This is a genomic window from Pseudoalteromonas sp. D15MCD-2 (assembly GCF_038562745.1).
In the GTDB taxonomy this organism is placed as follows: domain Bacteria; phylum Pseudomonadota; class Gammaproteobacteria; order Enterobacterales; family Alteromonadaceae; genus Pseudoalteromonas.
Map to the genome: position 1 here is coordinate 1,291,464 of NZ_JBCFQE010000001.1, position 25,429 is coordinate 1,316,892.

General features: G+C 41.4%; 19 protein-coding genes. 7 read left to right on the forward strand and 12 right to left on the reverse strand.

Annotated features, from left to right (window positions below):
• Window positions 1–9 precede the first annotated feature (9 nt).
• Both AADY36_RS05740 and AADY36_RS05745 read right to left on the reverse strand, forming a co-directional pair.
• Window positions 10–1,023, reverse strand: a complete 1,014-nt coding sequence (locus AADY36_RS05740) for a hypothetical protein (RefSeq protein WP_342408640.1) — start codon at window positions 1,021–1,023, stop codon at window positions 10–12.
• Window positions 1,024–1,339: 316 nt separating this feature from the next.
• Entirely contained in the window at window positions 1,340–2,056 is a 717-nt protein-coding gene (locus AADY36_RS05745; protein ID WP_054561844.1) for an enoyl-CoA hydratase/isomerase family protein, read from the reverse strand.
• Window positions 2,057–2,261: 205 nt separating this feature from the next.
• Here AADY36_RS05745 and AADY36_RS05750 point away from each other — a divergent pair, with 205 nt between their 5' ends.
• A complete protein-coding gene (locus AADY36_RS05750; protein ID WP_342408641.1) occupies window positions 2,262–3,035 on the forward strand; it encodes a sulfite exporter TauE/SafE family protein in 774 nt (257 codons plus the stop codon).
• Here AADY36_RS05750 and AADY36_RS05755 read toward each other — a convergent pair.
• The 3 genes from AADY36_RS05755 to AADY36_RS05765 all read right to left on the reverse strand — a co-directional run bounded on the left by AADY36_RS05755 (window position 3,025) and on the right by AADY36_RS05765 (window position 6,076).
• Complete coding sequence (locus tag AADY36_RS05755) at window positions 3,025–4,503, reverse strand: methyl-accepting chemotaxis protein (RefSeq protein WP_342408642.1); 1,479 nt, start codon at window positions 4,501–4,503, stop codon at window positions 3,025–3,027. The genes AADY36_RS05750 and AADY36_RS05755 overlap by 11 nt on opposite strands.
• A 7-nt stretch (window positions 4,504–4,510) precedes the next feature.
• Entirely contained in the window at window positions 4,511–5,347 is an 837-nt protein-coding gene (locus tag AADY36_RS05760) for a transporter substrate-binding domain-containing protein (protein WP_342408643.1), read from the reverse strand.
• A 93-nt stretch (window positions 5,348–5,440) separates the two neighbouring features.
• Complete coding sequence (locus tag AADY36_RS05765; protein ID WP_055196939.1) at window positions 5,441–6,076, reverse strand: SDR family oxidoreductase; 636 nt, start codon at window positions 6,074–6,076, stop codon at window positions 5,441–5,443.
• 142 nt (window positions 6,077–6,218) lie between these two features.
• Between AADY36_RS05765 and AADY36_RS05770 the strand changes: the two genes are divergently transcribed.
• Window positions 6,219–7,676 carry an OmpA family protein gene (locus tag AADY36_RS05770; protein ID WP_342408644.1) on the forward strand — a complete coding sequence of 486 codons (1,458 nt, stop codon included), beginning with the start codon at window positions 6,219–6,221 and terminating at the stop codon, window positions 7,674–7,676.
• Between the two features lie 26 nt (window positions 7,677–7,702).
• On the opposite strand, the gene mnmC is transcribed toward AADY36_RS05770, so the two are convergent.
• Window positions 7,703–9,751: a bifunctional tRNA (5-methylaminomethyl-2-thiouridine)(34)-methyltransferase MnmD/FAD-dependent 5-carboxymethylaminomethyl-2-thiouridine(34) oxidoreductase MnmC gene (gene mnmC / locus AADY36_RS05775; RefSeq protein ID WP_342408645.1), complete on the reverse strand. Its 2,049-nt coding sequence runs from the start codon at window positions 9,749–9,751 to the stop codon at window positions 7,703–7,705.
• 179 nt (window positions 9,752–9,930) lie between these two features.
• On the opposite strand from mnmC, the gene fabB reads away from it, so the two are divergent.
• The 4 genes from fabB (at window position 9,931) to AADY36_RS05795 (ending at window position 18,508) form a co-directional block, all read left to right on the forward strand.
• Window positions 9,931–11,145: a beta-ketoacyl-ACP synthase I gene (fabB, locus tag AADY36_RS05780; RefSeq protein WP_342408646.1), complete on the forward strand. Its 1,215-nt coding sequence runs from the start codon at window positions 9,931–9,933 to the stop codon at window positions 11,143–11,145.
• 132 nt (window positions 11,146–11,277) lie between these two features.
• Window positions 11,278–12,399, forward strand: a complete 1,122-nt coding sequence (locus AADY36_RS05785; protein WP_054551680.1) for a 4-phosphoerythronate dehydrogenase — start codon at window positions 11,278–11,280, stop codon at window positions 12,397–12,399.
• A gap of 32 nt (window positions 12,400–12,431) precedes the next feature.
• Window positions 12,432–13,448 carry an aspartate-semialdehyde dehydrogenase gene (locus tag AADY36_RS05790; RefSeq protein WP_054551679.1) on the forward strand — a complete coding sequence of 339 codons (1,017 nt, stop codon included), beginning with the start codon at window positions 12,432–12,434 and terminating at the stop codon, window positions 13,446–13,448.
• 320 nt (window positions 13,449–13,768) lie between these two features.
• Window positions 13,769–18,508, forward strand: coding sequence for a FimV/HubP family polar landmark protein (locus AADY36_RS05795; protein WP_342408647.1), 4,740 nt, complete (start codon window positions 13,769–13,771; stop codon window positions 18,506–18,508).
• Window positions 18,509–18,569: 61 nt separating this feature from the next.
• Here the strand turns inward: AADY36_RS05795 and AADY36_RS05800 are convergent, their stop codons facing one another.
• Window positions 18,570–20,195: a M28 family metallopeptidase gene (locus tag AADY36_RS05800; RefSeq protein ID WP_342408648.1), complete on the reverse strand. Its 1,626-nt coding sequence runs from the start codon at window positions 20,193–20,195 to the stop codon at window positions 18,570–18,572.
• A 127-nt stretch (window positions 20,196–20,322) separates the two neighbouring features.
• Window positions 20,323–21,342 (reverse strand): MBL fold metallo-hydrolase, encoded by a 1,020-nt coding sequence (locus tag AADY36_RS05805; RefSeq protein WP_342408649.1) that lies wholly within the window; start codon window positions 21,340–21,342, stop codon window positions 20,323–20,325.
• Window positions 21,343–21,517: 175 nt separating this feature from the next.
• Here AADY36_RS05805 and AADY36_RS05810 point away from each other — a divergent pair, with 175 nt between their 5' ends.
• Window positions 21,518–22,111 carry a TetR/AcrR family transcriptional regulator gene (locus tag AADY36_RS05810; protein WP_342408650.1) on the forward strand — a complete coding sequence of 198 codons (594 nt, stop codon included), beginning with the start codon at window positions 21,518–21,520 and terminating at the stop codon, window positions 22,109–22,111.
• 59 nt (window positions 22,112–22,170) lie between these two features.
• Here the strand turns inward: AADY36_RS05810 and lipA are convergent, their stop codons facing one another.
• From lipA to AADY36_RS05830, 4 genes are all read right to left on the reverse strand, one after another.
• A complete protein-coding gene (lipA, locus tag AADY36_RS05815; protein WP_054551675.1) occupies window positions 22,171–23,136 on the reverse strand; it encodes a lipoyl synthase in 966 nt (321 codons plus the stop codon).
• Window positions 23,133–23,786, reverse strand: coding sequence for a lipoyl(octanoyl) transferase LipB (lipB, locus tag AADY36_RS05820; RefSeq protein ID WP_082389180.1), 654 nt, complete (start codon window positions 23,784–23,786; stop codon window positions 23,133–23,135). Before lipB ends, lipA begins: the two co-directional genes overlap by 4 nt.
• 19 nt (window positions 23,787–23,805) lie before the next feature.
• Window positions 23,806–24,084 (reverse strand): DUF493 family protein YbeD, encoded by a 279-nt coding sequence (gene ybeD, locus AADY36_RS05825; RefSeq protein WP_054551674.1) that lies wholly within the window; start codon window positions 24,082–24,084, stop codon window positions 23,806–23,808.
• A gap of 183 nt (window positions 24,085–24,267) precedes the next feature.
• On the reverse strand, window positions 24,268–25,428 hold the full coding sequence (locus tag AADY36_RS05830) for a serine hydrolase (RefSeq protein WP_054551673.1): 1,161 nt from the start codon (window positions 25,426–25,428) through the stop codon (window positions 24,268–24,270).
• Between the last annotated feature and the right edge of the window lies 1 nt (window position 25,429).

Here is a 25,429-nt window from a genome sequence, read left to right on the forward strand (position 1 = left end):
GCCATTTGACTAATCCACTTTTATAGAGTTAATAAACGATATATGCTCTGGAGTAGAAATAAACCCATTTGCTTTTAACCCCTCTGTTGCTGGGCCTGATAGAGCTTCTGTTAGTTTTAGTTTTATATAGGAGCGTTTATCAAGCTTGTTGGCGAATTGTTGGCTAATATCGATGTCTGTATCTTTCTCTATTTTCATTTTTTCATAGCTAGATTTATCTGAATAATTAGTATCCCAGCCTTCGGACTTAAACTTGTCGTATAGCACATAAGAAGTTCTCTTCAAGGGAAGGTTTTCACCAAGGACATCATCTTTCCTGAGTATATGTATTGTACCTTGAAACTCCAGAGTTGCATCGTTTTCAAGTAAAATCCTCTCTATGAAAAGTTGCTCCTCAGATGCACTTTTCCAAAGGTCAGTAACAATTGATCCTGCTAAACTTCCTAAAGTAGAGCTAATTGTTTGTCCTATTGTAATAAAAATACCAGCTAAACCAGGGCTGTCATCGTAAGCTTTTACAGCAGCTTTTTTTAAATCAAACCCCTCAACTTCATATAATTTGAATGTAACCCTATAAGGGTTATCTGCACCATGAGTAAACACAATTTTCTCAGAAGCATCTAATGCCACTTTAGCGTAAGATTCTGAGTTTATTTTTATGTTTGTCGTTTTGTAGTAGGTTTTGCTTTGTCGCTCTAATACATCTTCTGCTGATAAACTCTCAATCCTTGTTAAGAGCCAAAGCTCTTTCCCGAAAAGGTGGGAGGTTATTTTTTTTTCGAATCCTATGTATTTATCATCGTCTAAGGTAGGACTTGACTCACCGTTATGGATCCAGCCAGGCTGAAGGTAATCAATTTCTAATTGAAATACAGAATCAGTGTCGACGTAAATTGGATTATTTCCGGTTGATGGGATTTCGTAGATATTATTATTTTTTTGCTTATATAAAATAGCTTCTGAAAAGTGATTAGTCGTGCAGCCACAGAATGTTAATAAGACAAATAATATTCCATATCTCATAATTATCTCCTTAATACTATTTACTAATTTATACTTACTACATATAGCGAGGTAATAAATGAACTGCTTGAGATAAAGCTTTGCTTAAAATAAGAAGGTTTCAAGTTTTTGAGACATTTTGATTTTAAAATACGCAATATTTATGGTGCAGCTAGAGATTTTTTTAAAGATATTTAGTCTCTTTTTATTAGGTTTGTTAAAACCGCTTTTGAATTTTATCTGGGTTAATTGGGTTGTTTTTTATTTTATTTTTAATGATTTAGTTTTGGGTGCCTTCAACTCGAAGACACCTTTGTCCAGTTACAGCGTTTGTTTCCTAAACAACCAACTGAACGGCATCAATAATCGGTTTGTTTTCGGTATCAATGGTGTCGATGATGTGTTTGTGTAGGCGCTTTTTGTGCTCTGCGAAAATAGCGCGTTTTTTATCGAATTGGCTGGCAAATTCGAGGGCGGTATTAAATAAAGCTTCGCTGTTTGGGCAAGCTTGTTCGATAACATGATCTGTGGCAAGTTCGCCAGCGGTAACGCGGCGGCCAGTTAGCATCATTTCGTTAAAGCGATAGTCTGGAATGGCTTTTTTAATAAAGGCGAGCATGCCCGGTAAAAACGGGATCGATAAGTCCACTTCGGGGAAGCAGAAGAAACCACGGTCGCTTTGCATAAACCTAAAATCACAAGCGCACGATAAAATAGCGCCATTACCAAATGCGTGGCCATTTATCGCTGCGATTACTGGCATTGGGAAGAGTAATAGGCGTTTAAATACCGCATCCATCGAGTGCATAAAGCCACTTACTTCTGCAAATTCTTGTGCTTTTAATGCCGGCATAAGCCAATCGGTATCTATGCCCAAGCTCCATGATTTTTCGCTGCTTGAAGTGATCACCAGTGCTTTGTGTTCAGGATTGCGTTCGATTTCGTCAAGGCAATTTAAAAAAGCCTCTGCAAAAGCAGGGTTATGACGATTTTCAGCTGTTGTCATAGTTAAGATAGCAACAGAACCTTGTGTGCTTACATTCATCAGTGTCATGCTGTGCCTTCAATTTTATAGTGTTGTGGGCATAGTTATAACCCATAGGTTTAACAAAATAAACCACAAGTCTGACCAGTTGTGAATTTAGGGGCACTTCTCTTTTGGTTGATATGGTCTTTTAGTCGAAAGGGTTTTTCAAATAGTCGCTAATAGTGGTGAGCCATGATAGCGTTAGCTCAAACACACTATTTAAAGCGTAACAATGGATTTGATCAGTTGGCAGTTTTTGGGTGGAGATTTATTAAGTCCGATCAGCACTATAATGCTCATTGTGGTTGCGGGCTTTACTTCTATGATTTCAGCAGCTTTTGGTGCGGGTGGCGGCTTAATGCTGCTGGTGATCATGGCATCTATGCTTCCTATGAGTGTGGTTATTCCTGTCCATGGGTTAGTACAGTTAGGCTCTAACGCAAACCGCTTTTTATTTACGTTTAAACATATTGATGGCGCTATGTTTGTGTACTTCTCTTTAGGGGGAGTCATAGGAGCGCTGGTTGCCTCAACGATTGTCACATCAATTCCCCTTGAATTAATGAAAATAGTGGTCGCTGCCTTTGTGCTTTATTTACTGTGGGGTGTGACGCCAAAGCTCAGAGAAACCTCAAAGTTATGGCGTGTTCTTGCTGGGCTTTGGACCACGTTCATTTCGATGTTTGTAGGGGCAAGTGGGCCTTTGGTTGGCAGCTGCTTATATGTCAATAATTATAATAAGCTTAAGTTTACTGCCACATTTTCAAGCTGCATGACAGTACAACATACCTTAAAAGCGATTTTATATGGGGCTGTGGGGTTTGCATTTTGGCAGTGGTTGCCGCTGGTTATGCTCATGATATTGAGCGGTGCTTTAAGTACTTGGCTTGGCCTTAAGTTACTGCACCGCATTTCGTCAGATAAATTTAAAAAGATTTTTCGTTTAGTGTTAACGGTGCTTTCCCTGCAACTTGCGTGGCAGGGAATTATGGCTTTTAGTATTTAAACAAACCCAGTTTGGCAACGATGCCGCGTTCTAATTCATTGAGTTGGCCTATGGTGTTATCAAGGTGCTGAGCTTCTTGCGATAGGCTCTTAGCGCCTTGGTTAATGAGCTGCATGGTATTTAAGATATCAGCGGTCACACTGGTTTGCTCTTCAGAACTTGCTGCCACGCTTTCGTTCATTTGATTAATGGTATTGATTTGTTTAGCAATATCTTTAAACACCGCTTGGCTTTTTTGATTCGCTTGGCTCACTTTATCGCTGAGTGACTTACTTTGCTCCGTTGCGGTTACACAATCAGAGGTATTGTTGTGTAGCGATACAATAATCGACTCAATCTCAGACGTTGAATCATAGGTTTTACTAGCAAGCGCTCTTACTTCATCGGCCACCACCGCAAAGCCACGACCTGATTCCCCTGCACGAGCCGCTTCAATAGCAGCATTTAGAGCCAGTAAATTGGTTTGCTCGGCAATACTTTTTATAACATCGAGCACTTGGCTGATTTCGTTACTGCTGGCGTTTAATTGTTTAACTACGTTTGATGTATGGTCGAGTTGTGCAGCTAATTCGCCAACCATGTTGCCATTGGCATTCATATTTTGTTCGCCCTGTTGGCATAAGCGATGAACGTCGGTTGTTTGCTGTGCAGTTTGATTAGCTCCTTGCGCAATCTCTTTGGTTGCTTCACTTAACTGACTAAGCGCATTGGTTGCTGAATCAGTGCGGTTATATTCAAGCTCGGCTTCGTTTTTAGAGCGCACAGATGCTTCGTTTACTGTACTGGCTATCATTTCAAGTTCACTGGCTGTGCTGCCTAGCTCTGTAATTATTTCTTGTACTTGCGCTATAAATCGATTGAAACCATCAACCAAATAGCCTATTTCATCATTAGATTGATAGCTAATACGTTTTGTAAGGTCGCCTTCACCTTTGACAATTTCATCAACAAGGCTATTTACGCTATCTATTGGTTTTATCACTAACAGTCGCACGATATAAATAATCACCGCACCCAAGGCGATAAAAGAGACCAGCAAGGTAATAAACATGGTGCGTGTTGAATCAGCAATGGTGCTATGCAGTGCTTGTTGTGAGTAACCAATTTTTATGTGACCAATTAAATTATCTAAATAGTGCAAATCAATAGTTTTGCTAACCGATGCGTTATTGCTTTGTTTTGTAATAGCGGCCAGTGGCTTATTGCGATGATCTGTCACTGAAATGCTATGTACATGTTTGTTTTGCGAAAAGGCTTTAATAATCTGATTGATTAACGGTTCATCATAAGAGAATACCGGCTCGGCTAAAATAACCTGCATTTGCTCATTAAGAGCCGTGATGTCGTCTTGCCATTGTTGTGTTTGACTCGACTTTGCCAGCAGGTAGTTTGCACTGATCACGAAGATCACGCTCAGTAAAAGGCACAAAGACAGTGCCAAGGTCATTTTATATTTTAATGATTTCATTGTGCGCTCATTGAAATGGGTTAAACCACAAAGGGCTATTTTTATTAGGTGTGTTCGACGATAATGTTGGGTTATCTAGCTCAATAACGCGACGCGAGCTTAAGTTGGCTTTTGATAAAACCGTTTGTACTTGGCTGTCTGCCAAAAACATGGCGTTAAATGTGCCATCAGCAATCATCTCGTTTAGCGCATCATTTAGCTGTTTATGCAGCGTGTGGTTGTTTTTGTTGACGAAAAAGTAAAGTGGTGCGGTGTACTTAATGACCAAGTGTGGCTCAACAGTGAGGTTAAGCTCTGAGTGATTGGCAATTTCATCCCAAGGTTCATTCACACCGCGTGGGAAGTAATCAAAGCGCTCGCCTTCAAGCATTGGGAACAAATTAGGGTATTTTAATGTGGTAACAACGGGTAGTTGATTTGCTTTTAATATTTTAGTGTCTGGCCAGGTTTTACCTTGCCCAGCGGTAAAACGTTTTAAATCTTGTAAGCTAGTTACTGATCTAAACAGTTCGCGATTTTGTGCTTTCACAATCGCGACTCGCATGCCAAGTAAGCCACGAAACAAGGGAATATAAACGGCTTTATAATCCTGTTCTAACTGAGTTGATGTCATGCTCCACATCACATCAAGCTGGTTGTTTTTTACATCGTTTAAGATACGTGCATTAGAGATATCTTTATTGGTTTCATAAGGGTGAATATACTCTAAGTCAGCACGTTCGATGGCGCTGATCAGTAATTTGTGGGGAAGGGAGGTATCGCCACTGTAGCTTTGAACTTTTACCGGTGCGGCAAAACAAGCCGACGTAAAAGCAAAGCAAAAAAGTAAAGCAAAATGACGCATAAAGCACCTTTGTTATTATTATGTAAACAATAAACTAAAGTGCTTTACGCGCTTTCTCAATCTTATTTCTTATGCATACGTATTCATACCTAATCAATCGCCTAGTAGGCTGTCGATTGACTTATCACCATTAAATAATTCAAACACTTGTGGTTTTTTCGGTGTATGTTCAGCAAGGTATAGCAGGGTATCTGCTACATCTTCACGGTTGATCACCGCATCTTGGCGGGTTGCAGGCCGCGTGGTGGTTAATAGCCCTGTTGCAGCGTCATTTAATAGCGTGCCAGGTCTGACAATGCTGTGATTCAATTCGCTATTGATTAAATGTTGATCAGCCATGTGTTTTGCAACTAAATACGGTTTGATACTACTTTCAATGTTGTCAGGGGCATCAGCACCAATAGAGCTCACCATTATAAAGTGCTTAACCTTGGCATCTACCGCATAATTAATCGCTTTAACAGCGGCCCATAGATCTATCAGTAAGGTTTTATCAGCACCCGTTGCGCCGCCGGAGCCCGCGCTAAAAATCACTTGTTCAACGCCCTCGAAGGCACGACTAAAATCGTTTTCGAGGTCTTGCTCTACAATCATTAAATGACTACTTTCAAGTGTACTCAGTTTGCTTTTATCTCGAACCAGAGCCACTACATCATGACCGTTTGCCAGCATTTTTTCGGTGGTCATTTTACCTATTTGGCCCGTTGCGCCAATGATTAAGGTCTTCATATCAAACTCCTTCTAATTGCTTTGTTACTAAAGACCTTGGGGTGTGGATTTATTTTTAAAGGGGTACAAGCAAACTTTGAATAAAAAAGTATTATTTGGCATAGTACTGAACTAGGTACAAATTCAATTAAAAGGACTTAAAGTGAAAATATTTATTAAACCTTTGGTGTTAGTAATATTGGCATTTTGCAACGCGGTATCTGCTAATCAATGGTTATCACCTTATCCAAATAGTGACGTTGAAAAGTCGGTTAAACTAAGTGGCGAACAGACACAATTAATGAATCAGTTTGATGACAGTAAAAAGTCATCAGAGCGATTTAGTTACACAGACTTTATTGGCGATGTAACCCACACATTGTACGAAATAAACAATGTTGCCACTCTCAAAGTATTTGAAAACTATAAACACGCTTTACTCAGCGATGGTTTTAATATTGTTTATTCTTGTCAGCTAGACGCTTGCGGTGACAGCAGTGATTTTGCAGAGGAAGTCGGTTACTTTCAGCTCTATAATTATCATCGTAAGCCATATTATCTACTTGCCACTAAAGGTGAAAAGCCTGAGTTTGCTGTGTCATTATTTGTTGGCCAGTACAACAGTAAAACGCGTGTTATGAATAGCTCAATTGCGATTAAAGAGCTTGAAACAGACCTGATAAAAGCCAATACAGCTGCTTTTGCAAAACAGCAAACAAATCCCGTTACCAAAGCACCTAAAGACGATATTAGAGGCTCAAGCGATCATCCATTACTTAGCCGTTATCCTGGTAGTTTTATTGAAGACTACGAGCAAATTGATTACGAAGAATTTTCACTACCAACAGGAATATTCAACCGTAAAAACAAAGCGCTACCTGTTGAAGATGTGATAGGTGATATCACTCGTATTACTTATGAAATTAGAAAAGTATCAACCCTTAAGGTCTTTCATAACTATGTGTCTGCCTTAACAAAAGAAGGCTTCGAAACGGTTTTTAGTTGCGAGCGTCAAGCATGTGGTGACGACCGTAAGATAATACAAGCACTTGGTGATCACTTGTCGGTAAAACAAGTTTATAACTATTATCGCCAGCCGCGCTATCAGTTAATGAAAAGCACCATAGAAAATCAAACAACCTATGTCGCATTTTTTGTTGGGAATTACCAAGGCACTTCGCGAGTGCAGCTTGTTATAATTCGAACAGAGCCTTTACAAGGCGATTTAGTTAAAACCAATCCGGACCAAGTGTTAAAGCAACTAGAGCAAAAAGGTAAAGCAGCCATTTATGGCATTTACTTTGATCATGATAAATCAGACATTAAGCCAGAGTCAGCAGAGTCATTAAAAGTGATTGCAGATGTTTTAAATAAAAATAACAGCTTAAACTTGTACGTTGTTGGTCATACAGATGATAAAGGAAGCCCAGAATATAATTTAGGGCTGTCATCTAAGCGAGCTAAAGCAGTTGTTAAAGCGCTCGTGAGTCAATATGGCATTAAAGAGTCGCGTTTAATTAGTTATGGCGTAGGCCCTTATGCGCCAGCTGCCAATAATAAAAATGATTTGGGTCGTCAGCTAAACCGGCGCGTAGAGCTAGTTGAGCGATTAAGTAATTAACAATCAAAAGGGGCTTTTTGGCCCCTTTAAATTTTATTACGAATTAGGTCGCGAACAATAAAGCGGGCGGGGTGAATAGCCTGACTCACGCGCTCGCTAAACGGTCTTGGCTCATTGTTTAAACATGCAATTAAATGCTCAGCACACAAAGGGGCACTGCACAGGCCTCTTGCACCAAAGCCAGTGAGTAGATGCAAGCCTTGCTGAGGTTTCGTTAACGTTTGGTACTGATAACGCTTACCTAATCTTAAATTAGCAAACGCACTTACATAATCACTTTGTTCAGCCCATTCACCAGCCATAGGTAAATGGTCAATGAAGGTACACCTTACAGCTGCTTTCGCTGCAGTTATCTCACCTAAGGTCGTTGCAAACTCGCTGTTTGTGTAAAAACTTAATAGTTGTTCGCGATTGGTGTGGTTGTCTTGCTCTTTAACTTCACGGCTTTTTGAGTTTTTTTCAAAAGTCGCGCCCATGCAATGATGGCCCTGATATTCAGGAGTAAAATAGCCCTTATGGCAAAGCACGGTCTTTAGGCGTTTTGACTGCTCGCTTGCTTGCACATGCGAGACTTGGCCGCGCACACCAACAATAGGTAGCGCTTGAGTTTGGCTAAACTGGTCACTGTGTTCACCTGCACAATTAATCACATCACTAAATGGCCCGAAAGTTTGCTCTTTGCTGTGTAGTAACCAGCCATCAGCGGTTTTCTCGAGCTTTTCAATATGGCAATTAAAGTGACTGTCCATTTTATTATTGGTAGTTGCACTTAACGAATTTGCCGCATTAAATAATGCTGTAACCAGTGCTGGTGGATTTACCCAGCCACCTTTTGCAAAGAATACACCTGAGTAGCCTGTTTCTACACCGGCAATTTCGTCACCTTCTTCGGCGCTTACATTACGCATTAATTCAGCTGGCCAAAGTTCTTTATCGGCAAGGTTTTGATGTTTATCAGCTAGGCCTTGTTTAACCGCGTGCTGTAATACACCACACCACTGGTGAGGGTAGTCAAAACCATCATCAAGTAATTGTTGGTATAGACGCATCGTATATAAAAAACTATGGGCGAACATTTCACTGTGTGGTGAATTTTTCGCTTGTAAATGCGGATACACAGCCCCTTGTACATTGTGAGAAGCGCCCATGGCAAGCGCTTCGTCTTGGCAAAAAAGCGTGGCTTTTAGGCCTCTTTTTGCCAGTGAATACAGTACACTGCTACTGGCAATACCACCGCCAATAACAGCAACATTACTCAGTTCACTTTGCTGATGAGCAAAATAGGCAGGCCCTGACTGTTGCTCATTAGGCTCAGAGAGATCGCCAATCAGCATTTCGCGCTTTTTACCATAGCCTTTTGCTTTACTCATGCTAAAGCCAGCTTCGATGAGTCCTCTTCTGACAAAGCCTGCGGCAGTGAAAGTGGCGAGTGTGGCATTTGCTCTTGAGATAGCACGCATTTTGTTGAACAAACTCTGTTGCCACATATCTGGGTTTTTGCTCGGAGCAAAGCCGTCTAAATACCACGCATCGACAATCCCTTCACTTGGGTAGCTCATGGCATCAATACTGTCTTGCACGTCACCAAAGTAAAGGTCGAGTATTAGTTTGCCGCCTGCAAATTCAAGGCGATGACAGCCGGCCAAATTAATTGGGTATTGAGTAATTAGTTGCTCACTATACTTGCTTAAACTAGGCCAGGCTTTGAGTGCTTGAGCAAGGTCATCACGCTTAATAGGAAATTTTTCAAAAGAGATAAAGTGCAAGCGGGAAACACTCTTTTTACCACTATGGTCGGGTTGATTTTGAACTTCTTGCTCTGCATGCTGCCTATCTAGGTGAGCAGCAAAGTGCTGCCAGGTATTTAAAAAGTTAAGCCCCGTACCAAAGCCTGTTTCAGCAATTGCAAAGTGGTTACGGTCATGATTTTGTAATCGTTGCGGGATATGGTTTTGTTGATAAAACACATAATGTGATTCGGCTAAGCCATCCTCATTAGAGAAATAAACATCGTCAAACTGATCGGCGACAGGGGTACCAAGGTGATTAAAATGAATATGTGCGTTTTTGATCATGGTTTAACTAATTAACTACAAACTTTTTTCATTATTTTACGTGTTTTCTTTGAAATAGTCTGGCGTTATTTATAAGCTAGACATTCAGAGTACATGTGTACGCTAGAAAGCTGACCACTTCGAAAGTAATTTCAGCGTAAAATAGAACACAATTTAGTATAGAGCTAAGGTAATTACCCATGAGAAGAGCCGTTATTACGGGCATCGGTGTTGTTTCAAGCATCGGTAACAACAAAGAAGAAGTATTAGAATCATTAAAACAAGGCCGTAGTGGTATCGCGTTCAACCAAGAGTTTGCTGACTACAACCTACGTAGTACCGTATCTGGCAAAATCGATATTGATGTTAAAGAGTTTGTTGATCGTAAAGCAATGCGCTTTATGGGCGATGCTGCTGCATACGCTTATATCTCAATGTCACAAGCGATTGCAGATGCTGGCCTTAGTGAAGATCAAGTTTCAAACGAGCGCACTGGTTTATTAGTGGGTTCAGGTGGTGGTTCATCTAAATGGCAAGTTGAAGCGGCTGACATTTTACGTGAAAAAGGCGTAAAACGTGTTGGTCCTTACATGGTACCACGTACTATGGCTAGTACGACTTCGGCGTGTCTTGCAACACCATTTAAAATTAAAGGTGTTAACTACTCATTAAGCTCTGCATGTGCGACATCTGCACACTGTATCGGTCATGCGGTTGAGCAAATTCAATTAGGCAAGCAAGACGTAATCTTTGCAGGTGGTGGTGAAGAGCTTCACTGGACGCTAGCAATGGAATTCGATGCAATGGGTGCATTGTCTACTAAGTACAATGAAACACCAGAGAAAGCATCACGTACATACGATGCAAACCGTGACGGTTTCGTTATCTCTGGCGGTGGCGGTATCGTTGTTGTTGAAGAACTTGAGCATGCACTGGCTCGTGGCGCGCACATTTATGCAGAAATCACTGGTTACGGTGCAACTTCTGACGGCTACGACATGGTAGCTCCATCAGGTGAAGGCGCTGTACGTTGTATGAAGCAAGCAATGCAAGATCTTGAAGGCGGCATTGATTACTTAAATACTCACGGTACTTCAACACCTGTTGGTGATGTGAAAGAGCTTGGCGCTATTCAAGAAGTATTTGGTGGTAACTCGCCAATGATCAGTGCAACCAAAGCGATGACAGGTCACGCTTTAGGTGCAGCAGGCGTTCATGAAGCAATCTTCTCGCTATTAATGCTTGAGCATAACTTTGTTGCTCCATCTATCAACATTGATGAACTAGATGAGCAAGCTGAAGGTCTAAATATTGTAACTGAGCGTAAAGACGTTGAACTAAATACAGTTATGTCTAACAGCTTCGGTTTCGGTGGCACTAACGCCACATTAGTAATGAGCAAATATAAAGGTTAAACCTCTCCAGTATTTGCTTAAAGCCGAGCAATAGCTCGGCTTTTTCATTTGTTATAAAGTCTTAGTTGTTACCTATCCGAATACTGATAAATTCGCTACAATAGCGCCACTTTCTGCCTCTCGGACACACAAATGAAAATTCTTGCAGATCAAAATATGCCATTGGTTGAGCAGTACTTTGCCGATTTTGGTGATGTTGAGCGATTTGATGGCCGTAATCTTCAACCCGAGCAGCTAGTCGGGGTTGATATCTTGTTAACCCGCTCTGTTACCAATGTAGATAAAGCCTTACTCACTCAAGCAGATAAATTAAAATTTGTGGGCACAGCAACCATAGGTGTTGATCACATTGATACCGAGTTACTTGCTGAGCGAAATATCGCATTTAGCAGCGCACCAGGTTGTAATGCCGTGGCGGTTGCTGAATATGTTATTAGCTGCTTGTATGCCTTGAGCCAAGAAAATGCCAGTTCATTACAAGGTAAAACCATCGGCATAGTGGGTGTTGGCAGTATAGGTAGCTGTTTACGTGATAAGCTTAGCCTGCTTGGTATGAATGTATTGTTATGTGATCCACCAAAACATGAAGCCGGTGAGCTTGCAGAGCATATTGAGTTAGACACATTACTAGCCCAAGCCGATATTGTGACTTTTCACGTGCCATTGGTTAAACAAGGTCCGCATAAAACCTTGCACATGCTAGACGAAACTCGCTTAAAAGCACTTAAGCCGGGTATGACGATTATCAATGCAAGCCGTGGTGATGTGATTGATAACCAAGCATTGCTAGCATTGTTTGAGCAAGGCGCAAAATTAGATTGTGTGCTTGATGTTTGGGAAAACGAACCCAATATACTGACACCTCTGCTTGATTATGTACGTTATGCCAGTGTGCATATTGCAGGGCATACACTTGAAGGCAAAGCCCGCGGTACACAAATGCTGTATCAGCAAGTATGTGAGCTTGAAGGCATCGCAGCGCTTAAGTCTCTGGACGATTTTTTGCCAGAACCAATTAGCCACTCTGTCACGCTAGGTGAAACCTTTAACCTAGATGATATAGGTCGCTTAGTGCACTTAATTTATGATGTGCGTCGCGACGATGGCATTTTACGAAGTAAATTAGCAAGCGAAGGCTTTGATAGTTTACGCAAGAATTACCCGCCACGACGCGAGTTTAGTACTTTGTCGGTGGCTGCCAACAGTGCATGTGAAGGCGCATTAGCTGCACTGGGATTTAGAATTAACGAATAAAGCCATTTGCTTTATTCAAAAGAGGAAAACACATGTCGCAAAAATTTAATGTAGCCGTATTAGGTGCCACAGGTTTAGTGGGTCGTCAGATTATCGAAACTTTAGAAGATCGTAAGTTTCCGGTAGACCAATTATTTTTACTCGCAAGCAGCCGTAGTGCTGGTGAAGAAATTCAATTTCGCGGTGAGAGCATTGAAGTAATCGATGTTGAAGAGTTTGATTTTAGCCAAGCTCACATTGGTTTATTTTCAGCAGGCGGCAGTGTCTCTGAAAAATACGCACCGATTGCGGCGGACGCAGGCTGTGTGGTAATTGATAATACCTCACACTTTCGTAATGACTACGATGTGCCACTAATTATTCCTGAAGTGAATGCATCAAGCTTAGCGGATTTCAGAAACCGCAACATCATTGCAAACCCTAACTGCTCAACGATTCAAATGCTGGTGGCACTAAAGCCAATTTATGATGCTTATGGCATTGACCGCATTAACGTATCAACTTATCAAGCTGTATCGGGTGCGGGTAAAGAAGCCGTTGATGAACTAGCTAAGCAAACAGCAAACTTAATGAATGCGCGCCCGATGGATAATGCTGTTTTCCCTAAACAAATTGCTTTTAACGTGATCCCACAAATCGATAGCTTTGAAGATAACGGTTATACCCGCGAAGAAATGAAAATGGTCAACGAAACACAAAAAATCTTAGGTGATAACAGTGTTGTGGTTAACCCTACTTGTGTTCGTGTTCCCGTGTTCTTTGGTCACAGTGAAGCGATTAATATTGAAACGCGTATGCCAGTAGATATCGAACATGTGAAGCAGCTATTAAACGATGCACCTGGTGTAGAGTTTATTGAAGATTTAGCCGATTATCCAACTGCAGTATCAGACGCTAGTGGTAACGATACTGTATACGTAGGTCGTTTACGTGCTGATATTTCGCACCCGCATGGTTTAAACATGTGGGTTGTTAGCGATAATACGCGCAAAGGTGCGGCAACAAATAGTGTGCAGATTGCTGAAGAGCTAATCGCAAATTATTTATAAACCTGATGATTTAGGCTGAGCTAAATTTAAGAAAAGCGGCAATTTGCCGCTTTTTTTGTGAATTCACTGCCAAATTATTGCCGCATACGCTGTAAAAGCGTATAAACTTAACGATAACAATAAAAAAGCCTCTCAGCCGCTATTATTTAAGCTATTTACTATCAAGGTGTTGCAATAGATATTGCAAGGCAACTAAGTTATAGTTTGCAGCTGGAATAGAGCTTGCAAGAAAACATAATTAAGAATCAATTCTGCAAGAATTACTTGATGTTTAAGCAACCAAGGTTGCTGCGTTAACATTTAAAACATAAAGGATCAGCATGCGCGGTTTAGCAACACTCTTCATATTAGCGTCTGCATTGGTGGTAACACCGACATACTCTGATGAAGGCACCACACTTAAAGGCCCTAAAGGTGTCGATTACGGTGCGCAGGGGCGCTCTATTGGTCCAATTAAACCGACCGATACATTATGGCGTATTGCCGCTAAAATTCGCCCTGACAACTCTGTAAGCATTTATCAGGTCATGCAAGCTCTGTATGACAAAAACCCATCGTCATTTTTAGATCAAAACCTAAATCATATGCGTGATGGCGCATACCTAAAAATTCCAACCATTGCAGAAATGCGTGCGGTCAACCCGACATTAGCAAAAGCGCGTTCTGAACAAGATGATGAGCTGTGGGAAAAAAAGAAAAATGGTACGCTGACTACAGCTGAAATTAATGAATCGCAAAAGAAAGTAACTCAAGCCCGTAAAGTTGATGTAGACGAAGCAAAACAAGAACTTAAGCAAGAAATCAACACCATTAAAACAGAGCAGGGCACGCAGCTAGTAGAGCTTCAAAAGCAGTTTAAATCGTCGGTTGAGAATGTTGAAGAAATCCTAGCTGAGAACAACAAGCTCAAAAAGCAACTGAGCGGTATTTCTAAAGAGCTTGAAACCGTTCGTGATCAACTTGGCCAAGACAGTGAAATTCAAAAGCAGCTGAAAGAACTGATCAATAAACAAAATGAAATCATAGAGCAGCAAAAAGCAAAAAAGATTGAAGAGGACAGTGGATTTAGTTTTTCGAATTTACTGAGCAACCCATTTGTTCTCGGTGCTTTAATGTTTATTCCTGCATTACTTATCATTGCAGCCGTTGTGATGTTTTTGAAAAAACGCAACAGCGCCAATGATAATACAGATGCCAGCGATGACGATGAATTTTTACCACAAAGCCCAAGTTATAACCCTGATGATGATTTAGAGCCGATTGTAGAAACTGATCCGCTAGTTCCCGATCCGGTCGAAGACAATGATGACTTGAGTGTGCGGTTAGATGACGACTTAGACCAAGACATGTTGCCAGATGATGACATCATTTTTGACGACAGCATCGATGATAGTTTTGATGAAGATGACAGTGTTTTAAATCAAGATGAACTAGAAGGTTTATTAAGTGATGACATCGAGTTTAATGATGAGCCTTCAAGTAGTGCTGACGATGATGATTTAGATGCATTTTTACAGCAAGATTTCGATCAAACCGATGACGATAGTTTAGGTGATGAAATTGACCTAGATAGCGAACAGTCTCCAGCAGATTCATCGGGTGATATTTTAAGTGCTGATGACATTGATGACCTATTTGATACTGATGAAGATGACTCGTTAGATAACGCCAATGATGAAATGGCAGCGCTTAGTGAAGAGCTTGCAGAAGATGACGCTGAAGATGATTTTGACATTGATAGCTTAATTGATGAGCAAAACAACACGGATTCTAATCAAGATGTAAACCTAGACGATATTGATGACTTACTCGATGAAAATAATGATGCCTCAACAACTAATGTTGAAGCAGAACTTATTGATGAAGACGATTTCGATATCGACAGCTTAATTGATGAAGCGCAAACAGAAGAGCCAGCAGCCGAAGCTAACGATGCATTAGAAAGCGATGATCTTGATGATGCGCTGGATGTTGATGACATTGACTCGCTGTTAGATGAAGTTCAAGAAGAAGCGCCAGCCGAAGAACCAAGCGCGGATGAGCTCATCGATGAAGATGATTTCGATATCGACAGCTTAATTGATGATGCACAAACAGAAGAGCCAGTTGCTGAAGCTAACGATGCATTAGAAAACGATGCTCTTGATGATGCGCTGGATGTTGATGACATTGACTCACTATTAGACGAAGTTCAAGAAGAACCTGCAGAAGAACCTAGCGCAGACGATTTAATCGACGAAGACGAGCTTGATGATGCCCTTGATGTTGATGACATTGATTCATTGCTAGATGAGACACAAACAGAGCCTGAAGCTGAACTTGTTGAGGAGCAGCCTGAAGAGCTTGCAGAAGAACCTAGCGCAGACGATTTAATCGATGAAGATGAGCTTGATGATGATTTAGATGTCGATGACATTGATTCATTATTAGATGAGGCACAAGCAGAGCAAGAGCCTGAAGCGGAGCTTGTTGAGGAGCAGCCTGAAGATCTTGTTGAAGAAACTAGTGCAGACGATTTAATCGATGAAGACGAGCTCGGTGATGAACTAGATGTTGAGGACATTGACTCGTTATTAGATGAGGCACAAGCAGAGCAAGAGCCTGAAGCGGAGCTTGTTGAGGAGCAGCCTGAAGAGCTTGCAGAAGAACCAAGCGCAGACGATTTAATCGACGAAGACGAGCTTGATGATGCCCTCGATGTTAATGACATTGATTCATTACTAGATGAGACACAAGCAGAGCCTGAAGCAGAACTTGTTGAAGAGCAGCCGGAAGAGCTTGTTGAAGAACTTAGTGCAGACGATTTAATCGACGAAGACGAGCTTGATGATGATTTAGATGTTGATGACATTGATTCATTATTAGATGAGGCGCATGTAGAGCAAGAGCCTGAAGCGGAGCTTGTTGAGGAGCAGCCTGAAGAGCTTATAGAAGAACCTAGTACAGACGATTTAATCGACGAAGACGAGCTTGATGACGAACTAGATGTTGATGACATTGATTCATTATTAGATGAAGCTCAAACAGAGCATGAGCCTGAATCGGAACTTGTTGATGAGCAGCCTGAAGAGCTTGTAGAAGAACCAAGTGCAGACGATTTAATCGATGAAGATGAGCTTGATGATGCCCTAGATGTCGATGACATCGACTCACTATTAGATGAAGCTCAAGAAAAGCCTGAATCTGAAGAGCTGGTTGAAGAGTCAATTGAAGAACCTAGTGCAGACGATTTAATAGACGAAGATGAGCTTGATGATGATTTAGATGTCGATGACATCGACTCATTATTGGATGAAGCGCAGGAAGAGCCAGAAGAAGAACCAGTTGAAGAGCTTACCGAAGAGCCTATTACGGATGATTTAAGCGATGAGTTTGATACTGATGAAATAGACTCACTACTTCATGAGGTTGATGCAGAGTCAGAAGAACCTGAGTTAACAGATGAAAGTAGCTCAGATATTGATGACAATGCTGAGCAAGACGATGAGCTCGATGTAGCAGATATTGACTCATTACTTGATGAAGACGCTGGTGATGAGCAGGAATCTGACGTTAATGATGAGCTCGAAGAGCTTATTCAGCAAACAAATGAGCTGAAGCAAGACACTGAAGCCCAGATCTCAGATTTAAGTCATGAACAGAGTGACAGTGCAGAGCATGATGAGAATCTACAAGAATCGCTAGAAGATTTAGCCGATGCTGATCAAGCGGTTGATGACATGAATGTTGAATCGATTGCTTCAGAGTTGGTTGATGATACAGATGAAGTTGATATCGATGAAGCGCTCAATCAAGAGTTTAATGAAGATAGCGATGAGCTATTAGATGAAGATGATAGCCTTGACGAGTTTGCTGATCCGTCACTGAAAAGTGTTGATGAGTTATTAAATGAAATTGGTGAAGAAGATGACTATGTCGAAGCACCAGACTGGTCAATAGATGAACCAGAGCAAGACATAGAAGAAGTTGAAATTGATTTAGGTGATGATCCGCTAGCAGATGAAGACCTAACTGATGAATTTGATTTAACCGCCGACGAAGAGCCATTACAGCAAGATACGGTGACTCCTAGCCAAGAGTTGGAAGAGTATCCAGAGCTTGAGTTAGATGAAGCTGGTTTTGAATTGGATGAGTCTGATGAAGGCACTTCTAGTGAGTTAGATGAAGATGCACCATTACAGTTAAGTCAGGCAGAGCAAGACCTTGCTAATTCATTAGCAACGGGTAATGAGCTTGATCAGCTAGACGATGATTTTGATGATGAGATCTTGCTTGATAATGAATTTACAGAAGATGATATTCTTGATCCTGATGACGACTTATCGGAACAATCACAGAGTGAAGGCACAACAGAGTTAACGAGCGAAGCGCCAATTGACGATGAGGTGGCTGATAGCCAAGACGAATTAGAAGAGTTCCCTGAATTCGAATTGGACGATATTGAACTTGATGATGCCGTAGAAGCAGAGCAAACATTAGCTGATATCGAGTCCAATTTAGCTGACGAGGCTGATTTAAGTGAGCTGTCAGACGATGAAATCGATGATGATTTTATGGCTGACCTTACTCAAACAGACTTTGATGCGCTGTTAAATGAATTAGCAGAGCCAGATGAAGCTGATATTGCTGATGCCAGTGAGTTCGACGTTGATTTTAATGCACTATTAAATGAAGACTTACAGGGTGAAAGCGAACAGCCAGTTGAACCTGAAGTACAGGCATTAGATTCCGAGGGGCAACAAACTACTTCAACGGATGAGTTTGTAGATATCGATTCATTACTTGAACAAAGTGACGATGAAGCACTCGACCACGAACCTTATGATGAGGTTGATATGGATGTAGGGCTGAGTGATTTTAATGACTTACTAGCGGGTGAGAACCCAACTGATGTTGATGCCGAAAGTGGTGGTTACTCAGCGAAACTGGACTTAGCTCGGGCATATATCGAAATAGACGACTTTGACTCAGCGTTGCAAGCCATTGAAGATGTTATTGCCAATGGTCCAGAGGAAGTGCAAGAAGAAGCACAATCACTTAAGGCTAAAATTAACGAGTAATAAGTAAAACTGACAATAAAAAACCGAGCAACTAGCTCGGTTTTTTGTATCTAAGCGAAGACTATTGAGTGTCTTGTAAGCGACGAGCTTTGAAATCAGACTCGGCTTTCCACTTAGGCCAATCGCCGTTATCAGCAAGTTTGGCGGCAATATCAACAATCAGTTCAATATCTTGCTCAACACCGCCCATAGACCAATCTGCTGAATAGTCGTCAGCTTCTTTATGGTATTTGTGCGCGATGTAATCAGGATCTGTATCACCTAAACTCATAAATAGTAAGCTAGGAACGCCTTGTTTAGCTAAAGAGAAGTGATCAGAGCGGAAGAACAAACCATTTTGAGGACGAGGGTCCATTTTTACATGACGACCTTGTGCTTTCGCGGCATCTGCTAGGTAGTCTTCCATTTCAGACATGCCTTTACCGTATTGTAATATGTAGTCAACGCCATCAAGTACGTTCATACCATCAATATTAAGCAGTGCGACCATTTGCTTGGTTGGTACAATTTCGCCAGTAGCGAATTGCTCAGAACCAATAAGACCAGTTTCTTCAGCCGTAAAGTTGGCAAAGATAATCGAGCGTTTAAATGGTTTTTTCTTATGCATTTCAGTAAGAATACGGGCTATTTCTACCGTTGCTGCGCTACCTGATGCGTTATCAACAGCACCATTGTAGATTTTCACGCCGTCATCTGTTTGCTTGGTGCCAAAGTGGTCCCAGTGCGCACCAATTACAATGTACTCATTAGGGGTTTCTCTACCTTTAAGGGTTGCAACAACATTATGCGATTGCGCTTGAGAGATATCACTTTTCAGTGTCAACGCTGCTTTCGCTTTTAAGTCGACAGGTTTAAAGTCAGCTTTTAGCGCGTTGGCTTTTTCAGTTTGATAATCAAGGCCTGCTTGAGCAAAAATTTCATTTGCTGCTTGCTCATCAATCCAACCCATTACAGGGATGTCAGAAGCATTCTTATCTTGGTCGATTAAAGTATATTTGCTACCCGTGTTCGAGCTTTCTACAACGCCCCAAGGGTATGCGGCAGGAGCCGTTTCGTGAACGATAAATACTGCTTTTGCACCTTGGCGAGCACCTTCTTCATATTTGTAAGTCCAACGACCGTAGTAGGTCATAGCATTACCGGTGAAAAGCGCGTCGTCTTGGGTGGCAAAACCAGGATCATTAACAAGCACGATAATTGTTTTGTCTTTTACATCAATATCTGCAAAGTCATCCCAATTATATTCAGGTGCATTAATACCATAGCCAACAAAAACAACATCAGAGCCATCAATGTTGATTTCAGGGTTAATTTGTTGGGTACGGGCGGTAAAATCACTGCCAGCATTAAAGCTCAAATCACCCACTTGTAAGCTCATGTTTTGATCTGGAGTGAGTTTTGCCATAGTAACTGGTTGTAAAAACTCGCCATTAAAACTACCGCTTAAGCCGAGTTTTTTATATTCATCGGCTAAATAGTTAATAGTGAGCGTTTCGCCTTCAGTTAAAGGGCCACGGCCTAAAAATTCATCAGAGGCGAGGGTTTTAATATGTGAGCGTACATTGGCAATGTTTACGGCTTCATTGCTTTCAGCGTTTGGTTTATCAGTGCTTGTTGTTGGTTGCTCAGAGCAGCCGAATAAACCAATTGCAAGTGCCAAGCTTGCATACTTAAGGTGAGTTGTCATAGTTTTTCTGGTTGATTGTACAGGGTTTCACTATATGGGACGCGAAGGGGGGCTGTCCAGAAAGAGTCTACAAATAACTAATTATTCAGGATGAAAGGATAATAATGCACCTTTCATCCTGCCAATTTTACCACCACGTTTTATCAATCGCCGTATCTTGAATTTTAAATACCTCTCCAACTAGCGGAGTACTCAGTGATACTTGCTCTTGTCCTGCTTTTTTAGCGACACGTTTAAGTGGTTCATACCAAGCATGAAAGGCCAGATCGAATGTACCATTATGCACTGGCACCATCACATCACCTTGTAAGTCGAGGTGAGCTTGCACTGATTGTTCTGGTGTCATGTGAATGTCAGCCCAATCTTTGTCGTAAGCACCGGTTTCAATAAAAGTGATATCAAACGGCCCATAGCGATTACCAATCTCTTTAAAGCCAGCAAAATAGCCAGAGTCACCGCTAAAATAAAAGCGCTTGTCATTTACTTTAATAGCCCAAGAGCCCCAAAGAGTTTTATTGCCGTCTGTTAAGCCTCGGCCAGAAAAGTGCTGGGTTGGTGTAAATACAATTTGGCTATTTGCCATATTTTGCTCTTGCCACCAATCAAAGCTATGGACTTTTTGTTTATCAACGCCCCATTTTTTCAGGTCGTTTTCGACTCCTAATGGCACATAAAAAGAATCTGTTTTATCAACAAGCTGTTTAATTGCTGCTTTATCTAAGTGATCATAATGGTTGTGCGAAATAAACACTTTAGCAATGTTTGGTAGCTCTGCAATGCTGATAGGTGTTGGCTGAAAGCGCTTTGGCCCCATGAATGAAAAAGGCGAAGCGCGCTCTGAAAATACCGGATCAAATAGCCAGTATTCGTCATACACTTTCGCTAAAATAGAGGAGTGACCTAATTTCACAAAATGCACTGTGTCATTAGATAAACGCTCAAGCTGTGCATGAGAAACAGAATGCATAGGCAGTTCACCTTTTGGCTCTGCATCAATTTTCTTTTCTGTAATAAAGCGTTTGAAGATACCTAGCGTTTTCTTAAAGCTGGGTCTTTCTACCTCAGCAGTATTGTGGAACTTGCCATCAGATAATTGCGCAGAGTGGCTGTTATCACTCACGCCTTCAGCGGCTAATTGGTTATTCATAATAAACACTCCTATCACGATGCAGAGAGTGGCGATTGCGAGCCATTTTAGAAATTTCATATCGTCACCATAAGTAAACTACACGGTGTAGTTTTTCATGGTTTGCTATAAAAGTAAACTATCTAGTGCATTTTTTATTTTTGCGTTACACTAGTAACCCTTATCGGAGGGGTCCATGAAATTATCACAGAGAAAACGATTAGATATTTTGAATGCAGCTGAGACATTGTTTTTTCAGCAAGGTGTTGAGCATACCAGTATGGATCAGGTTGCAAGCTTAGCGGGTGCCTCAAAGCGTACCGTATATAATCACTTTGAAAATAAAGATGTGTTGTTTCAAGCCATTCTAGTGTTTATGTTTGAAAAAGTCCGCCAAGAGCAAGCGGTTGTATTTGATGCCGCTGTGCCAATTGCACAGCAGTTAACACGCATTGCTGAACAAGAAGTGGCACTTTTGACCTCTGAAGAGTTTTTAAAAGTAGCGAAAGTCGCTTTCATGCAGATGTTACAGCAGCCTGATTTAGCAAAATCATTAGCCAGTAATAACATGGGCTGTATGCAAGATCTGGTGGCGTTTTTAGAAGCAGCTGTGAAGGCACAGGTTTTAACTATTGATGATGTTGAGTTTGCAGCAAAACAGTTTGTGTATCAGTTAAAGTCTCTGATCTTTTATCCGTTGCTGTATGGCTTTGAGCGCCAAGAAGGCGACTCAGATAACAAAGTAATAAGCGAAACTGTAAAAATGTTCTTAGCGCGTTATGGGCGCTGATATTTTGGAACATAAAAAAGCCCGCTTAATGCGGGCTTTTTAAATATCTGCAAGAAGGTTTACTTCACTTCTTTACCAGCTGCTTGTTGGTCAGCATGGTAGCTTGAGCGAACAAATGGACCACAGGCCGCATGTGTAAAGCCAATTTCGTCTGCATAATCTTTTAAAGCATCAAACTCTGCTGGCGGCACATAGCGTTTGACCGGTAAGTGGTGCTTAGAAGGTTGTAGGTATTGACCTACTGTTAGCATATCAACGTTATGCTCGCGTAAGTCACGTAACACTTCTTCGATTTCGCTAATTTCTTCACCTAAACCTACCATCAAACCAGACTTAGTTTTCACATCTGGATGTGCTTCTTTGAAGCGGCGTAACAACTCAAGTGACCATTTATAGTCAGCACCTGGACGCGCTAATTTGTATAAACGCGGTGCTGTTTCTAAATTGTGGTTAAATACATCTGGCGGCGTCTCGATTAAGATATCAAGGGCTCTGTCCATACGACCACGGAAATCAGGTACTAGAATTTCAATCGTGATTTCTGGGTTGTGCTTACGAATTTCACGAATACAGTCAGCAAAGTGCTGTGCACCACCATCACGTAAATCATCACGGTCTACTGACGTGATTACAACATAGCTTAGCTTCATGTCTTTAATAGTCAGCGCTAGCTTTTCTGGCTCAGCTGCGTCTGGCTTTAATGGACGGCCATGGGCAACATCACAGAACGGACAACGACGAGTACAAATAGCACCTAAGATCATGAAAGTCGCAGTACCATGGTTGAAGCATTCAGATAGGTTAGGGCACGAAGCCTCTTCACACACTGAGTGTAAACCATGTTTACGCATCGCTTGTTTAATACCATCAATACGTTCAGTTGATTTTGGTAAGCGAATTTTAAGCCACTCTGGCTTACGCAACATTTCGTTTTTTTCAGTCGGTAAAACTTTAACTGGGATCAGTGCCATTTTTTCTGCATCACGCAGTTTTACGCCTGGTTCCATTTTGACTGGTTTATTCATTCGTTTTCAAACCCTTCAGTGTGCTTAACCACAGTAGCATTAAGCTTTTTAATCATGTGTTTTACAAGCCCTGCACCTGCTTGCTCGAGGTTTTGCGGACCGTTAAGATCGGTTGTTTGCACCATGTTCATGCCAGCATAGCCGCATGGATTAATACGTAAGAATGGACTTAGATCCATACTTACATTTAGTGCTAAACCGTGGAAAGAGCAACCGCGGCGAACGCGAAGGCCTAATGAGGCAACTTTGCTGTCGTTAACGTAAACACCGGGTGCATCCGCTTTCGCGTAGGCATCAATGTCGTAGTCTTTTAACGTATCAATAATGCACTCTTCAAGCCAGGTTACTAGCTCCCTTACACCAATGTTTAAACGACGTAAGTTGAATAGCACATACATCATTTGTTGGCCTGGTCCGTGATAGGTAACTTGACCACCACGATCCACTTGGATCACTTCGATATCACCGGTATTTAATAAGTGCTCAGCTTTGCCTGCTTGGCCTTGCGTAAATACTGGCTCGTGCTCTACAAGCCAAATTTCATCTGCTGTGTGCTCATCACGGGTGTCGGTAAAAGATTGCATTTTTTGCCAAATTGGCATGTAACGCTGACGACCTAATTGACGAACGATTAATTCTCTTTCACTCACGAGTTACTCCGTAATCGGCCTATAGCATGTGACGTACGTCATCGATGTTGCTGATCACGTTATAAATTTCTTCGATGTGCTCTTTACTTGTAACGGTTGCTACAAGCGTTACAGATTCGTAATTACCTTTGCTGCTTGGTTTTACCTTTGGCGCATAATCGCCAGGTGCAATTGGTTGCAGCTTTTCTAGGATCTGATCTGTTAGATTTACGTTAGCTAAGCCCATGATTTTAAATGTGAATGGGCAAGGGAAATCTAAATACTCATCAAACTTAGTATTTTTTACAGGTTGAACCACGACGGTGACTCCTCAAACAGTGAGTGTGCTTAATAGAGGTGTTCTCTGCCATTTCTTGGCGTTAAGCAAACTTAGATTACGACGCACTCGACCCAGCGCGACTGATATGGGGCGCATTCTATCATTTTTCAGACAAAAAAAAACGCCTTGCGGTGCAAGGCGTTTATAAACTTTATGACCAGATTACTGAATTTGTAAACGTAGGTAATCGTAGATCTTGCTAAAGAAGCTGCCTTCTTCCACTTCTTCTAGTGTAACTAGTGGATATTGTGCAATTTCTTCACCTTCAAGCTGTAAGAATAGCGTGCCTACTTTAGTACCTTTAGCAAGCGGCGCTTCTAATGTTTTATCAAGCTCGAAGTTCGCTTTTAAGTTTTTACGCTGACCACGTGGAATAGTAATAGGTGTATCTTCTAAGATACCTAACGATACGTTTTCTTTGTTACCCATCCAAATACGTTGCTCAGCAAAGCTGTCGCCTGCTTTATATGGCGTGATTGTTTCGAAAAAGCGGAAACCGTAGTTCAATAGTTTTTTGCTTTCAACTTTACGAGCACGTTCGCTTTCTGTGCCCATTACTACCGCGATTAAACGCATGTCATCTTTAGTTGCAGAAGTTACTAAGCTATAACCCGCTTCTGATGTATGGCCAGTTTTAATACCGTCAACGTTCATGCTTTCATCCCATAACAATGAGTTACGGTTGTATTGCTTGATGCCGTTAAAAGTGAATGATTTTTTCGCGTATACTTCGTACTCATCAGGTACATCGCGAATAAGTGCAGCACCTAAGGTTGCCATATCACGTGGTGTCGTGAAGTGTTCGTTAGTATCTAAACCATGGCTATTTACGAAGTGGCTGTTAGTCATGCCAAGCTTTTCAGCGTGGGCATTCATTAAATCAGCAAATGCGCTTTCACTACCAGCAATGTGTTCTGCCATTGCTACACAGGCATCGTTACCCGATTGAATAATGATACCGTGGTTTAAGTCATCAACGCTGATCTGCTTACCGACTTCGATAAACATTTTTGATGATTCAGGGAAATTTTTTGCCCAGGCTTTTTCACTGACTGTAACCATATCAGTTGGTGCAATATTACCTGCTTTGATTTCAGTACCAATTACATAACTGGTCATCATTTTGGTTAAACTAGCCGGTGCTAATTTTGTATCTGCTTCGCCTTCGGCAATCACTTTACCTGTGGTGAAATCAACCAAGAAATAACCTTTCGCATTAACTTGAGGTGGGGCAGGGATAATTTGGGCTGTTGCAGAAAATACGCTAGCAGTGCAAACAAGGCCACAAACGCCACTTAAGATTTTATATTTTATAGATTTCATC

Coding starts and splice junctions, on each gene's coding strand:
- AADY36_RS05785 (WP_054551680.1), top strand. CDS start 11,278: ATGAAAATTCTTGCAGATCAAAATATGCCATTGGTTGAGCAGTACTTT.
- AADY36_RS05765 (WP_055196939.1), bottom strand. CDS start 6,076: ATGAAGACCTTAATCATTGGCGCAACGGGCCAAATAGGTAAAATGACC.
- AADY36_RS05800 (WP_342408648.1), bottom strand. CDS start 20,195: ATGACAACTCACCTTAAGTATGCAAGCTTGGCACTTGCAATTGGTTTA.
- AADY36_RS05810 (WP_342408650.1), top strand. CDS start 21,518: ATGAAATTATCACAGAGAAAACGATTAGATATTTTGAATGCAGCTGAG.
- AADY36_RS05755 (WP_342408642.1), bottom strand. CDS start 4,503: ATGAAATCATTAAAATATAAAATGACCTTGGCACTGTCTTTGTGCCTT.
- AADY36_RS05830 (WP_054551673.1), bottom strand. CDS start 25,428: ATGAAATCTATAAAATATAAAATCTTAAGTGGCGTTTGTGGCCTTGTT.
- AADY36_RS05805 (WP_342408649.1), bottom strand. CDS start 21,342: ATGAATAACCAATTAGCCGCTGAAGGCGTGAGTGATAACAGCCACTCT.
- fabB (WP_342408646.1), top strand. CDS start 9,931: ATGAGAAGAGCCGTTATTACGGGCATCGGTGTTGTTTCAAGCATCGGT.
- mnmC (WP_342408645.1), bottom strand. CDS start 9,751: ATGATCAAAAACGCACATATTCATTTTAATCACCTTGGTACCCCTGTC.
- AADY36_RS05740 (WP_342408640.1), bottom strand. CDS start 1,023: ATGAGATATGGAATATTATTTGTCTTATTAACATTCTGTGGCTGCACG.
- lipA (WP_054551675.1), bottom strand. CDS start 23,136: ATGAATAAACCAGTCAAAATGGAACCAGGCGTAAAACTGCGTGATGCA.
- AADY36_RS05750 (WP_342408641.1), top strand. CDS start 2,262: ATGGATTTGATCAGTTGGCAGTTTTTGGGTGGAGATTTATTAAGTCCG.
- AADY36_RS05760 (WP_342408643.1), bottom strand. CDS start 5,347: ATGCGTCATTTTGCTTTACTTTTTTGCTTTGCTTTTACGTCGGCTTGT.
- AADY36_RS05745 (WP_054561844.1), bottom strand. CDS start 2,056: ATGACACTGATGAATGTAAGCACACAAGGTTCTGTTGCTATCTTAACT.
- AADY36_RS05795 (WP_342408647.1), top strand. CDS start 13,769: ATGCGCGGTTTAGCAACACTCTTCATATTAGCGTCTGCATTGGTGGTA.
- AADY36_RS05790 (WP_054551679.1), top strand. CDS start 12,432: ATGTCGCAAAAATTTAATGTAGCCGTATTAGGTGCCACAGGTTTAGTG.